The organism is Pseudoalteromonas sp. QJM3NY_22 (assembly GCF_056173065.1).
This window is the reverse complement of sequence record NZ_CM149655.1, coordinates 2,409,477-2,422,953: the sequence shown is the minus strand read 5'-3', so window position 1 is coordinate 2,422,953 and position 13,477 is coordinate 2,409,477. Positions and strand designations below refer to the sequence as shown.

Genomic DNA, 13,477 nt, shown 5'->3' with positions numbered 1-13,477 from the left:
CATGCAATGCCTTAGTAATATTCTTAATTTAGGTATCAAAGAACTGCGTAGCTTATGGCGCGATAAAGTGCTGTTATTATTTGTGTTTTTTGCTTTTACGGGATTAATTTATGTTGTGTCTTCGGCAACTTCCATTGAGTTAAATAATGCACCTATTGCAGTTGTTGACGGCGATCAATCACAACTATCTAAGCGTATAATTAATGCATTTTACGACCCTTACTTTAAAACGCCTGACGTTATTGCGTTAAGTGCAGTGGATCCTTCGCTTGATAACGGAAGTTATACCTTTGTGCTAAATATTCCGCCACACTTTGAGCGTGACGTTCTTGCAGGTAAGCAACCTACATTACAAGTGAATATAGACGCCACACGTATGTCGCAAGCATTTATTGGTGATAATTATATTCAAACAATTATTAGTGCTGAAATTAATGAATTTGTTCAAGGCTATCGATCGGTATACACACTGCCTATTAAGCAATCGGCGCACATAATGTTTAATCCCAATATGACCAGTGTGTGGTTTGGCAGTGTGATGGAATTAATGAACGTTATTACCATGATTTCGATTATTTTAACCGGAGCTGCGGTGATACGTGAGCGTGAACACGGTACGCTGGAGCATTTATTAGTAATGCCATTAACGCCATTTGAAATTGTAATTGCTAAAATTTGGGCCAATGGTTTAGTTATTTTATTACTGACCACTTTTTCACTTTTTATTGTAATTGAAGGCTTTTTACAAGTGCCTATTCATGGCTCAGCAGCGTTGTTTTTATTGGGCGCCGCCATTCATTTATTTGCGACAACATCATTGGGAATATTATTAGGAACGCAGGCGCGTACCATGCCGCAATTAGGCTTACTGATGATCCTTATATTATTGCCATTGCAAATGTTGTCGGGCGGGGTTACCCCTCGCGAAAGCATGCCTGATATAGTACAAAATATTATGTTATTTGCACCTACGACTCATTTTGTAAAGTTTGCTCAAGCCATCTTATATAGAGGAGCGGGGTGGGATGTAGTTTGGCCTTACTTTTTGGCTTTATTCGTAATCGGCAGTGTATTTTTTATATTTGCGTTATCGCGGTTTCGTAAATCAGTCGCGTTTGGATAATAAGGTTTATCTAGTCGGTAATTTTTATAAAAAGGTGGAATTACTTACATTCATAAATAGTTTTACTAAATTAAACTTATATTTATCAACAAACTAAGTGCGGCCTAAAACTTGCTGGATAATACCAATTAAAAACACAATAAGGGATTTAATAATGACTGAAGTTACACTTTCGGCTTACTTAGCGTTTTACCTGTATTTAATTATGTTGGTTGTACAATGGGCAGTGGCTACGTTTAGTAAAGCAAAAGAGCCTAATGCGGTGCCAGGTAAAATTGATGAAGATTTATCGCACGACAGCTTTATATTCAGGGCGCATCGTACATTTCATAATACGCTTGAAAACAGCGCATTATTTATAGGTACTGTGTTATTTGCATTTGTAATTAATTACCAAAGCCCAATATTTGCAATGTGTATTTGGGTGTACTTAATTGCGCGTTTAATTCACATGGTACTGTACTACGCTATAGCAACAGAGAAAAACCCAAGCCCGCGTAGTTACTTCTTCTTAATTGGTGTGATTGCAAATGTGGTTATGCTAGTGATGATTGGTTTGAGGTTAATTGTATAGCTTATCTATTAAAGTAATAAATATTGTTCATCACAATATCTATAACCAAAGCGAAGTGATTTTATAATTACTTCGCTTTTTTTGTAAAGGGAGTGGGTCTCATTAAAATGATAGGGCTATTTTTAACCATGAGCATTTTGATTAAATTTTATTTACCTCTGTTTATGTGTCTTTGGTGTTAATTTAATGTATTTGTTATATTAATTGACGCGTAATAAATAGGCAGGCAATATCCAGGGCAAGATCACGAACTTTACCTTGACTTAAAAGTATGATCTTATACTCCTTTTTTAAGGAGCATCCCCATGTCTAACATTCAGCTATTTAAATATTTCGAATCAATCGACGACCCTCGCCAACAAGGTAAAGTTGTTCATAAACTATTTGATATCATATTCTTAGCTGTTAGCGCTGTTGTTTCAGGCTGTCAGGGCTGGGAAGAGATTGAAGATTTTGGTCATGATAGACTAGGGGCTGTTGATCTTTGTAGTATATATATTAATCAGCCCATATTGGTAGCCACATCATAGTGAATGCTAAAGCGAGCATGGAATGATAATTCCGCTCAAGCTTTTCATACCGTGTGGCTATCCCTCTATATTGTTTGATCCGACCAAAGGCATTCTCAACTAAGTGCCTATATTTGTACATGCACCAGTCAATATCTTCATTACCCACTAAACTGTTATCCTTGCGTGGAATAACGGGTGTAGCGCTATTGTCACGAATAAACTCTCTTAGTTTTTCACTATCGTAGCCTTTATCTGCGACAACAACATTACTCGTTGGGCAATTGGCTACAAGTGACTCTGCATGGACGATATCATGCGTATTTCCACAGGATAATTCATAATAAACAGGCAATCCTCCGCTATCTACTGCAAGATGAATTTTAGTCGAATTACCACCTCGACTCTTACCGATTGATTCATTGTCAGCGGTTCTTGCACCGCAACTATGCTGGTGAGCCCTGACAATACTGCCATCAATAAAGATCCAATCCATATCAGCATAGTGGGATAACACTCGAAATAATTCATTCAAAATATCTTTTTTGGACCATAAATTAAATCGTCTATAAATAGCACTCCACGAGCCGAAATAAGACGGTAAATCTCGCCAAGGAATACCGGTACGCATCCTATAGAGTATGCCTTCGAGCGTTTTTCTATGCTCAGGCTTATTATAAATTCGACCACTTAAGTGCATTACTTTTGATAAGACATTCCATGTCGCGTCTGTTAACATTAATCTTGGCATGAGGGTTCGTGTAATGTTTTTTAGCGAATTCAATTATACCTTATCCTTATGCTGTTTGTTTTTTATACCGCAAAGATCAACACGCCCTAGATTGGCTCAGAAAATATGTTCTTCTTGAACAAGGGATCCCTCGCCATGACACAATTGCTCGTGTAATGAGCCGTATTGACATGACGCAATTCCAAGATTCCTTTTCTTCTTGGATGAAAGCCTGCTCCAAATTAACTCAAGGCGGTGTAGTTGCTATTGACGGTAAACGATTGAAAGGTTCATTTAATCAGTCAGATAGACGCGATGCGCTTTATATGATCAGTGCATTTGCATGCGAAAATGGTGTTGTTTTGGCACAATGCCCTGTTGATAAAAAGTCGAATGAAATAAAAGCGTTGCCAGAGCTGCTTGAATTATTAGAGATAAAAGGCTGCTTAGTAACGATTGACGCTATGGGGTGTCAAAAATCAATTGCAAAAAAAATAGTTGGTAAAGAAGCCGATTACTTACTTGCGGTAAAAGCAAACCATAAAAAGCTACTGTCACAAATAGAAGATGTGTTATTACCTGAGGTAGCACGACAAGCATCTGATGGGCTCTTGTTTAACGAAGCCGATTATCAAAAAAATAGAGAAGAATTTAGGTGCTGTGCAGTGAGCCATAACGTGAGCGGTTTATCAGAAACGATACACTGGGAGGGTGTAAAAACAGTGGGTGTTATTGTTTCTTATAGGAAAGAAAAAGGTAAATTAAGCAATGAGTTATGCTATAGATACTATATTAGTTCAGCGAATTTAACAGCGGAAGAACTCGCGAGAGGAGCACGACAACATTGGCAAATAGAAAATGGATTACATTGGCGTTTAGATGTAGGATTTAAAGAAGATGAGTGTCGAATTAGGCGCGAAGGTGCAGCACCTGTATTTGCGGGGCTGAGACACATCGCATTTAATCAGCTAAAAGCAGAAAAAAGCTTTAGTAAAGGCATGCCCGCAAAACAGAAAAAAGCTATGCGCAGTACAGCCTACCTTGAAAAGGTACTGAACGCATAGACTTTTTTCATGCTCTTGCCCTGTTTATACCCTCAGCGCTTTTTTATGTTTACTATAAATGACAAAAAGAAATGCTTTATTTTTGAGCCAGTTTACTCATAAAGTTTATATTTATTAATCAGCCTGTTACTTATTAAATTCTATTCAGCAAATCTATAGATTACTTTTTATGAGTGAGTCCCACTAAAATAAGTTAACCAATGTGATCATTAGTCATCTTCCTTTTGAATGAATAACAACAAATTGTTAACACTGAAAAACGTCTGAAATAATTAGAATGTAATTAAAAGTCACACATAAAATATTTTTTATCAAATGCTTGGGTTCTGGTTTGGCTAAAAAGCAAGCATGCTGCAGCAAATTCAACCTCAAAAAGTTAACACTCTCTAAATACCTAGTTGTAAATAGGGTGTTCAGCTTGTTCATTTACGGCGTTAACTTAGTCCCGTTAATTACCACTAAAGTGTGAAATTTGAACAAAACTTTAACTAATCGTTGCATTTTGTTAATTGTTAACATTATATTAATCGTGAGTTCCATGCCTTTACACAAAGGATTAATTTTTACACCAAGATAGGTAACAGTTATGAAAAAAAGATCATTGTATTGTGCGGTTTCGAGTGCGCTATTACTTTCAAGTACCTTTAATGTGCACGCTGTTAAAGTGCAGTTTAATATTGATACAAAACATGCTGTAGGACAGTTTGATAGCTTCGATCGTCGTAAATTTATTACGTTACATTCATCAAATACCGAAAGTGACTGGTTTGGAAATAACGCTCAAAGCTTAAATGCGCCTAATGCTGATCCTGATTTAATGACGCATTTTTTAGAAGATTACGATGTGTACTTTGGTCGTGATACAGGGGGCATGAAATATCAACTAACACAATTACCAGAAGATTCAGCAAAACCAGGTTATGCAAGCGCAGCAACCGCAACAACAAATGGCGGCGGAGTAAAATGGAATTACACCAATATTACAACAGCTCAAGCTAAAACAATGCGAAAGCATGAAGGGCGTAACAGCGATTTAATTGTCGCTGCACAGCAACATCCTTATTATCCTGATGGCACTAAAATTGGTAATCAAAATTGGTCTTTCTCGCAAAGAGATACTGCGGCTGAACCACTAGGTACAGCCATGGGCGACTACATGGCGCAGTTTTTACAAAAATACTTTAAATCAGGCCCATCAGATAGCCTTGGTCAAAAGCGCCCAACGTATGTTGAGGTAATGAACGAGCCACTGTTTGAACTGCACGACTTTCCGCATACCGGTTATGATAAAGAAAGCCTCTATGACATTTTTAGATTGCATAACTCAGTTGCTGATGTGATTAATGCTAACCCTGCACTGAATGATGTGAAAGTAGGGGGCTTTACGGTGGCGTTTCCTGATTATGAAAAAGGGTCACAATTTTTCGATAACTGGAAGCAACGCGACAAGGCATTTTTAGATATTGCAGGAAATAAAATGGACTTTATTTCGATGCACTTATATGACTTTCCAAATTTCCCAGGTGGCCCTGGTGGTCAGCATCAAATACAGTACCGAAAAGGCAGCAATATGGAAGCGACCCTTGATATGGTTGAGCAATATATGGCTTATAAATGGGGAAGTATTAAGCCGTTAGTTATTTCCGAATATGGCTCTCAATTACAAGGCTCATTTGGTACTAAATGGACACCGCAACGTGACTGGTTATGTCTAAAGGCAATGAGCTCTATGCTGATGAGCTTTATGGAAAGGCCAAACCGTATTGATAAAGCCATTCCGTTTATTCCATTAAAAGCAGAATGGGGCCGTATAAGCGACACTATTCCCTATTACTGGCGTTTACTGCGTCAAGCTAAAGAAGGTCAAGGTGAAACCGGCGAGCAATGGGTTTACACCGAAATGGTTAAGTTTTACCAGTTATGGTCTGATATAAAAGGGACGCGAATAGATAGCTGGGCAAGCGATATGGATATTCAAGCTGACGCGTATGTTGATGGCAAAGATGTTTATTTGGTATTAAACAGCCTTGAATTTTCGCCGACCAATATTGATTTAAGTGTTTTAGGCAAGGGTTCTAACAACGTAACGGGTGTAAATATTAAGCATTTATATCCTAATGCCCAAGGCAAACCAGTATTGGATAACATCAACAGTACAACACTCCCAAGCTCTGTTGTATTAGGCTCTGAGTCAACCATGATAATTAAAGTGAGTCACAAAAAAAATGTTGTTATTAACAATATTAATCAAGAGACTAAGCATTACGCAAGTGCAGTAGTTAAAAATATTGCAGCCAACGCGACCCAGTTCTTTACTATTAACAATGTAGATAAAGGGGCTAATGGCGAGGCTACATTGCGCTTAGGTGTTGGCCGCCCTCATGGTAAGTCGTTAACGCCAGTTGTAACTGTTAATGGTAATAGAGTCGCTATTCCTACTGATTTTAGAGGATATGATCAAAAAAATGGTGGCCTTGGACGTGAGCGTTTCTTTGGTGTTATTGAAATTCCAGTGCCATATAATAACCTAAATTCGGATAATAAGTGCAATTTCTCAGATTAGATGGCCAGCTGTTATAATTCGGCCATTCTCTCGCCAAAGGAAATTGCTTTAATGAAATATAAACAGCTGACACAAGCAGAAAGATACCAGATTTACGCGTTAATAAAAGCAGGAAATAACCAAAAACAGATAGCTGATGAACTCACTCGTTCACCGTCATCTATCTCTAGAGAGTTAAAACGCAATAAAGGGCTTAAAGGCTATCGACCTAACCAAGCCAATAATTTTGCAGAGCAAAGACGCAAGTCATCTTTCAAAGCAAGTAAGTTAACAGATGATGTTACTGACTGGATTAATAAATTGTTGGTTGACGGACTTTCGCCAGAGCAGGTGGCAGGCCGCTTAGCTTTAGAGAAAAAGGTCGTTTTGCATCATGAAACGATTTATCAATATATTTACAGAGACAAGGCTCGTGGTGGTGAACTACATAAGACACTCACTCGTGCATGTAAAAAGTATAAAAAACGCTATGGAAGCTACGATAAACGTGGACAGATAGTTAATCGAGTCAGTATTGATGAACGCCCAAGTATTGTGGATTCAAAGTCTAGGATTGGTGATTGGGAGGGCGATACAGTGATAGGCAAAGGGCGTAAAAATGCCCTTGTTACAATGGTTGAACGTAAAACGTTATATACAGTCGTTCACAGAATTGAAAGCAAGCATGCGAAAATAACAGCCGATGCGCTGATCAAGTGTATGACACCCTATAAAGGTAAGGTTATTACCGTGACTTTAGATAATGGAAAAGAGTTTGCTCACCATGAGCATATTGCACAAAAATTAGAAGCGGATGTGTATTTCGCTCACCCATATTCATCATGGGAGCGGGGCATAAATGAGAATACCAACGGCTTACTTAGACGCTTCTTCCCCAAGGGAACTGACTTTATGTCGCTAAGTGAAGCAGAAATACAGGCGGCAGTTGATAAGCTCAACCATCGGCCAAGAAAAACAAGAGGGTATAAAACCCCTCATGAGTTATTTACGGGGCAATCAGAAGTTCTGGTGGCTGCATAATGATTGCACTTAATACTTGAATTCAAGTAACATTAAAAAAACTGTAACTATTCACCATGGTAAATTATTTTCAAAGGATCTTTTTTAACTATTGACCGATCCCGCCAGTATGCCAAGCTAGGGCTATGACCTAATAGCCCTAGCTTCAATGAATTTAAACAGCATCAACATCGACGAAATCGTTGAGAAAACCAAAGCTCAATTACAAGAAGGTAAAACTCTCACGCCTGCGCTGAAGATGTCTATTGAACTCATTCTGGTTGTCGTTGTTATGTTAGCAAGTAAATTAGGACTTAACAGTAACAATAGCAGTATCCCGCCATCAAAAGACATCAACCGAAAAAAACAAAACAAAGAGAAATCAGCCAAGTCAGCGGGTGGTCAAAAAGGCCGTGCAGGTAAAACACTAACCCAAACACAGACGCCTGATGAGATCAAAATCATCCTAGTTGAACGTGATTTTTTACCGAAAGGTCACTACCGTGAAATTGGCTTTCAAAAACGACAGGTTGTCGATATAGATATCAGGAAAGTGGTCACTGAATACCAAGCACAAATTCTGGAAAATGAGCAAGGTAAGCGTTTTATTGGTGAATTTCCAGAAGACGTTAACAGTCCTATTCAATATGGGGTTGGTGTAAAAGCCCATGCAGTTTACCTATCCCAATATCAATTACTCCCTTACAACCGCATTGAAGAATATTTTTGTGATCAACTCGGTATTCCAATCAGTGCGGGTAGTTTATTTAACTTTAATGAACAAGCAGCGGCCTTGGTAAAGTCCTCCGGCGCAGAAGCCGCGCTCAAGAAAGCCCTGAAAACGACTTATCAAGCCTTACACGTTGATGAAACGGGGATTAATATAGGTGGTAAACGACGATGGCTTCATGGTGCATCAACGACGTGGTGGACGTATTTTTACCCGCATGAGAAAAGAGGGAAAATAGCGATGGATGACGCCGATATTTTACCTCACTTTACTGGGGTACTATGCCACGACCACTGGAAACCGTATTATCAATATACACAGTGCCAACATGCCTTGTGTAATGCACATCATATCCGAGAGTTAGAAAGGGCATGGGAGCAAGACGGTATGCAATGGGCAAAGGATTTGCAAACCCTACTGACTGAAATCAATAAACATCAAATAGATAACCCCGAGCTAGATGCAGACACAAAAGCTCACTATATAGAGAAATATCAACAAATATTGGCTCAAGGTGACATTAAATGCCCTCCACCGGATAGAAACAGCCGAGTAAAAGGCCAGCGAGGCAGATTGAAACGAACAAAGTCTAGAGCGTTGTTAGAGCGGTTAAGAGATTATCAAGATGATGTCTTACGGTTCATGACGGAAACAGCGGTGCCTTTTAGCAACAACCAAGGTGAGAATGATATTAGGATGACCAAGGTTCATCAAAAGATATCTGGGTGCTTCAGAAGCATGCAAGGTGCAGAGATGTTTTGTTTAATCAGAAGCTACCTATCGACTTGCAGAAAACAGCATGTATCAGCAAGCCTAGCCCTTGAATTACTCTTCAAAAATCAGTTACCTGATATATTTATTGAAAATGTGGCTGAATAGTTACAAAAAACTAACAATATTGAAGTTACATTCCCTGACAGCGGTGGTGCAGTTAGTTCACTAACATTACAAAACTTTAAAATGAGTAAACGTATTACTCGCTAAAAACGTGTAATAAAGGTTTAGTAATAAACAAACTGCGGGTTTATCTATATGATAGCTTAGCCGTTTTTTTATTTTTATCGCTACAACTGCCTAACACAATACAAATAAACTAATACTAAATATGCTGGGAATGGCTTTAGGTGTATTTTTGCTGTTAAGCCTGTGAGTTTTATGCTTTACAATGAGTGCAAGGTACTCATTGTAAAGCATAAACACTATTCTCAGAGCGTTAAACTTAGCATGACTGTTTTATTAATTTAATTGGGTATGTTTTAGAGGAGTTCCACTGACCTACATATAAGTTGTCGTCTTGATCTACGCAAATACAATGCACGTGATTAAAAATGTCCCCGTTACTTTGCATCGGCTGTAGTTCTCCATTTATATACTGCGGTTGCGGTGCCCCTAAATTAGCTATTAGCGTGTTACTTTTATCAAATATACTAGGGGCTGTTGATCTTTGTAGTATATATATTAATCAGCCCATATTGGTAGCCACATCATAGTGAATGCTAAAGCGAGCATGGAATGATAATTCCGCTCAAGCTTTTCATACCGTGTGGCTATCCCTCTATATTGTTTGATCCGACCAAAGGCATTCTCAACTAAGTGCCTATATTTGTACATGCACCAGTCAATATCTTCATTACCCACTAAACTGTTATCCTTGCGTGGAATAACGGGTGTAGCGCTATTGTCACGAATAAACTCTCTTAGTTTTTCACTATCGTAGCCTTTATCTGCGACAACAACATTACTCGTTGGGCAATTGGCTACAAGTGACTCTGCATGGACGATATCATGCGTATTTCCACAGGATAATTCATAATAAACAGGCAATCCTCCGCTATCTACTGCAAGATGAATTTTAGTCGAATTACCACCTCGACTCTTACCGATTGATTCATTGTCAGCGGTTCTTGCACCGCAACTATGCTGGTGAGCCCTGACAATACTGCCATCAATAAAGATCCAATCCATATCAGCATAGTGGGATAACACTCGAAATAATTCATTCAAAATATCTTTTTTGGACCATAAATTAAATCGTCTATAAATAGCACTCCACGAGCCGAAATAAGACGGTAAATCTCGCCAAGGAATACCGGTACGCATCTTATAGAGTATGCCTTCGAGCGTTTTTCTATGCTCAGGCTTATTATAAATTCGACCACTTAAGTGCATTACTTTTGATAAGACATTCCATGTCGCGTCTGTTAACATTAATCTTGGCATGAGGGTTCGGTGTAACGTTTTTTAGCGAATTCAATTATACCTTATCCTTATGCTGTTTGTTTTTTATACCGCAAAGATCAACACGCCCTAATAAAGCCAGAGTCGTCAGCATTTTTATTGTCAATATGCGACCAGCAAACAGGTGCATAAAATAGTTCACCTTTGAACACGGGACCGCCAATATATGCCCCATTAGCGCTAATGCTATCAAGGTACTTACCATCAAACGAAAATACTTTTAAACATTGCTCAAAACGAGAGCTTACTATTAATGTAGGATTTAAGGGATCACGTAAGTCTACTTCAACCCCATGGGTGTTGTGTAAATTGTAATTTTTGTCTTCATTATGGTGACCGCCCCAATGGTTTATATAGCGACCTTGTTTATCATAATGCAGTAAAAAGTCGCTGCCATAACCATCGGTGACATATAAATTCCCATTGGGGGCAATGGCAATGTCAGTAGGGCGAAAAGGTTGCTCAGGTTTATAAGCACCGCACGTTTGTGGATGGCCGATACTGTATATTAGTTTGCCATCTAAGGTCATTTTGGCAATAAAGCCAGACTGTGGAATGACATTGTTAGTAGGGCTATCCCATTGCTCTGTGCTGTGACCATCCCAGTGGCGATTAACAATCCAGCCACTATCTACAACGTATAAAAATTCTTGCTCGCCTTCTTTTACAATTTTTATAGCGTGTCCACCAGGAAAAGAGCTTCCAAAAGCGTCAAGTAATTCACCGTTTTGGCTATACACTAAAATATTATTAGTCGTGTTATCGGTGATCATAAATATTCTCCCTTGTGAGTCCATCACCATCGCATGACAATTTTCTATAGGGTATTTATTGGGGTTTAACTTTCCCCAGTGGGCGTCTATTTTGTATTTAAATTTACCTTGGCCAATTACTTTCCCGTGTGGGTCTTCGTCATTTTTAGGAGTAGCGTGAGGTATAAGGTGTTTTTGCTCTGAGGTTAACATACAGAATTTTCCATATAAAAAAACCAGCTTATGCATTGGGCTATAATGCATAAACTGGTTTAGGCTAGAAGGTTACTTTAAGTGCGTTCTTTTGCTTTAAAATTTAAAATAGCATCATCGTTAACGCGATTTAAAGGATAATAAACAGCTTCGTTTTCTTTAAATGGTTGGTTGCTAATCGCATTGTAAGCACTGATCATTGACCAACGAGGTTCGGCAGCGCGGTTTTGATTTGATTTATGCAGTAAATTACAGTGGAAAAACAGTACATCACCTGGTTCAAGTTCTACATTTATAAGTTCATGGTACTTCATTGCTTCTTCTACAAACTCTAAACAGGCGCCTTTTTGGTCACCGGTTTTACTGTGATCCAATCGTCCCAAATGATGTGAGCCTTTAAGTACTTGCAAGCAACCATTTTCTTGCGTCGCTTTATTAATGGCGACCATACAGCTAATTGATTTTGGATAAAGCATGTAATTATCACGATGCCAGTAGCCAAAATCTTGGTGCCATTCCCAGGCGCCACCTACAAATGGTTCTTTCATCATAATTTTAGTGCTGGTGTGGTACACCTCTTCGCCAATAAGTGTTTCGCATACTTCAATTAAGCGACGACCGCGAGAAAACATACTGTATAAATCGTCGCCTGTTTTTTGCCATAAACAGACTTTACTTACAGCGCCATCGGCGTCTTTTTTGTCCCATGCTCGTTCATAGAGTGTATCGTCATTAAAAGCAGTTTGTTGTAGTAGCTCAATTTCATCAGCGCTGTAGTAATTTTTGACAATAATATAACCATCACGGTGAAAATCAGCTATTTGTTGTGGTGTTAAATAAGTGTGTGACATAAATGTAGTTCCATTTTCTCTTGCAGTTGTATATTGTTAACAATGATTGCTCGGTTAAGCATCTAGGTCAAGCGTAATTTATATAAAAATATAGAATTCATATACGAATGAATTTTGTTTAATTAAGCTATTGATTTTAAACTATTATTGAAGATTTAAAGCTAAAAAAAAGTTTTAAATTTATATATAAACAAACGTATTGTTTATCAATTTTAAAAGGCATAAATAAGTAAAAATGAACGATAAATCAAAAACTAAATATGCAGTTCCTGCTTTAGATAAGGGGTTGGATATATTAGAATTTTTAGCAAAAAATAAAAGGCCTTGTACACAAAGTGAGATAGCGGCTGGTATTTTAAAAACACCTAACGAAGTCTATAGAGTACTTGTTGGGCTTGAAAAACGCGGTTATCTAATTCGCTCTGAAACCTCTGGTCGATATCATTTGTCATTAAAGTTGTATAATTTATCGCGAAGTATTTCACCAATGGATAATGTACTAAAATCGGCCTTGCCACATATGGAAGATCTAGCTGTAAATATTGAACAGTCATGTCATCTAAGTATGCTTTATCAAAGCCAAGCTATGGTGGTAGTGCAAGCGCGTAGCAAAAGCCCTATGCATTTGAGTATTGCAGAGGGGGCTTTATTTCCACTTAGTAGCTCAAGCGCTGGTAAACTGCTTTTAGCCAACAGTAATGACGAAGTGCGGCAAATGCTTATCGAACACGATGAAATTTACAGTGCTAGTAAAGACGCCTATAAAGTATTATTAAATGAGCTAAATACAATCAAAGTGCAAGGGCACATAATGCAAAGCAATCCACTTATCGCCGGAGTACACGATTTTAGTGTCTTAATTGGCAGGCCTAATGCAAATTTAATAGCTGCATTGACCATTTCTTCTTTTGACTCAACCCTAAACACTCACGCTAATAAAAACAGTGTAATTAGCGAGCTTAAAAATACCGCCCAAAAAATAACCTCATTATTAGAGCGCTAATACCAACTAGCGCTTTTGTAGGGAGCAACCCGCTCAACAGTCATGCATAAGTCTCAGTACTTTACTACTTGCTTACAATGTCGAATAAAAAACCAACGCTAACTGTAAAATAAATGGTCAATTTGTTT

General features: G+C 38.3%; 10 protein-coding genes and 2 pseudogenes. 8 read left to right on the top strand and 4 right to left on the bottom strand.

Translation table 11 applies throughout. The features are described 5' to 3' along the window. The first annotated feature begins 1 nt into the window (after position 1). From AC0VZ4_RS10960 to AC0VZ4_RS10950, 3 genes and pseudogenes are all read left to right on the top strand, one after another. A complete protein-coding gene (locus AC0VZ4_RS10960) occupies positions 2-1,123 on the top strand; it encodes an ABC transporter permease (RefSeq protein ID WP_096793214.1) in 1,122 nt (373 codons plus the stop codon). Positions 1,124-1,277: 154 nt separating this feature from the next. Then, the gene (locus tag AC0VZ4_RS10955; RefSeq protein ID WP_007375694.1) at positions 1,278-1,697 is read left to right on the top strand and encodes an MAPEG family protein; all 420 of its coding nucleotides are present in this window, start codon (positions 1,278-1,280) and stop codon (positions 1,695-1,697) included. Positions 1,698-2,002: 305 nt separating this feature from the next. After that, positions 2,003-2,167, top strand: a pseudogene (locus AC0VZ4_RS10950) (transposase family protein); the annotation flags it as partial. Between the two features lie 28 nt (positions 2,168-2,195). Here AC0VZ4_RS10950 and AC0VZ4_RS10945 read toward each other — a convergent pair. Continuing rightward, positions 2,196-2,957, bottom strand: a complete 762-nt coding sequence (locus tag AC0VZ4_RS10945; RefSeq protein WP_475439680.1) for an IS5 family transposase — start codon at positions 2,955-2,957, stop codon at positions 2,196-2,198. Between the two features lie 32 nt (positions 2,958-2,989). Here AC0VZ4_RS10945 and AC0VZ4_RS10940 point away from each other — a divergent pair, with 32 nt between their 5' ends. From AC0VZ4_RS10940 to tnpC, 4 genes are all read left to right on the top strand, one after another. After that, positions 2,990-4,000, top strand: coding sequence for an ISAs1 family transposase (locus tag AC0VZ4_RS10940; RefSeq protein ID WP_475441643.1), 1,011 nt, complete (start codon positions 2,990-2,992; stop codon positions 3,998-4,000). Between the two features lie 586 nt (positions 4,001-4,586). Further along, positions 4,587-6,563, top strand: coding sequence for an agarase (locus tag AC0VZ4_RS10935; protein ID WP_475439679.1), 1,977 nt, complete (start codon positions 4,587-4,589; stop codon positions 6,561-6,563). A gap of 51 nt (positions 6,564-6,614) precedes the next feature. Beyond that, entirely contained in the window at positions 6,615-7,583 is a 969-nt protein-coding gene (locus AC0VZ4_RS10930; RefSeq protein ID WP_475441477.1) for an IS30 family transposase, read from the top strand. A gap of 148 nt (positions 7,584-7,731) precedes the next feature. Next, entirely contained in the window at positions 7,732-9,171 is a 1,440-nt protein-coding gene (gene tnpC, locus AC0VZ4_RS10925; protein ID WP_475439674.1) for an IS66 family transposase, read from the top strand. Positions 9,172-9,750: 579 nt separating this feature from the next. Here the strand turns inward: tnpC and AC0VZ4_RS10920 are convergent. The 3 genes and pseudogenes from AC0VZ4_RS10920 to AC0VZ4_RS10910 all read right to left on the bottom strand — a co-directional run bounded on the left by AC0VZ4_RS10920 (position 9,751) and on the right by AC0VZ4_RS10910 (position 12,346). Next, entirely contained in the window at positions 9,751-10,512 is a 762-nt protein-coding gene (locus tag AC0VZ4_RS10920; RefSeq protein WP_475439610.1) for an IS5 family transposase, read from the bottom strand. 89 nt (positions 10,513-10,601) lie between these two features. Then, positions 10,602-11,495: pseudogene (locus AC0VZ4_RS10915) on the bottom strand (NHL repeat-containing protein); the annotation flags it as partial. A 77-nt stretch (positions 11,496-11,572) separates the two neighbouring features. Beyond that, positions 11,573-12,346 carry a phytanoyl-CoA dioxygenase family protein gene (locus AC0VZ4_RS10910; protein ID WP_007378079.1) on the bottom strand — a complete coding sequence of 258 codons (774 nt, stop codon included), beginning with the start codon at positions 12,344-12,346 and terminating at the stop codon, positions 11,573-11,575. Between the two features lie 235 nt (positions 12,347-12,581). On the opposite strand from AC0VZ4_RS10910, the gene AC0VZ4_RS10905 reads away from it, so the two are divergent. Beyond that, complete coding sequence (locus tag AC0VZ4_RS10905) at positions 12,582-13,349, top strand: IclR family transcriptional regulator (RefSeq protein WP_475439678.1); 768 nt, start codon at positions 12,582-12,584, stop codon at positions 13,347-13,349. Positions 13,350-13,477 lie beyond the last annotated feature (128 nt).

What these genes read in the sequence shown, in the direction of transcription:
- AC0VZ4_RS10960 (WP_096793214.1), top strand. Translation starts at nt 2, where the DNA reads ATGCAATGCCTTAGTAATATTCTTAATTTAGGTATCAAAGAACTGCGT.
- AC0VZ4_RS10955 (WP_007375694.1), top strand. Translation starts at nt 1,278, where the DNA reads ATGACTGAAGTTACACTTTCGGCTTACTTAGCGTTTTACCTGTATTTA.
- AC0VZ4_RS10945 (WP_475439680.1), bottom strand. Translation starts at nt 2,957, where the DNA reads ATGCCAAGATTAATGTTAACAGACGCGACATGGAATGTCTTATCAAAA.
- AC0VZ4_RS10935 (WP_475439679.1), top strand. Translation starts at nt 4,587, where the DNA reads ATGAAAAAAAGATCATTGTATTGTGCGGTTTCGAGTGCGCTATTACTT.
- AC0VZ4_RS10930 (WP_475441477.1), top strand. Translation starts at nt 6,615, where the DNA reads ATGAAATATAAACAGCTGACACAAGCAGAAAGATACCAGATTTACGCG.
- tnpC (WP_475439674.1), top strand. Translation starts at nt 7,732, where the DNA reads ATGAATTTAAACAGCATCAACATCGACGAAATCGTTGAGAAAACCAAA.
- AC0VZ4_RS10920 (WP_475439610.1), bottom strand. Translation starts at nt 10,512, where the DNA reads ATGCCAAGATTAATGTTAACAGACGCGACATGGAATGTCTTATCAAAA.
- AC0VZ4_RS10910 (WP_007378079.1), bottom strand. Translation starts at nt 12,346, where the DNA reads ATGTCACACACTTATTTAACACCACAACAAATAGCTGATTTTCACCGT.
- AC0VZ4_RS10905 (WP_475439678.1), top strand. Translation starts at nt 12,582, where the DNA reads ATGAACGATAAATCAAAAACTAAATATGCAGTTCCTGCTTTAGATAAG.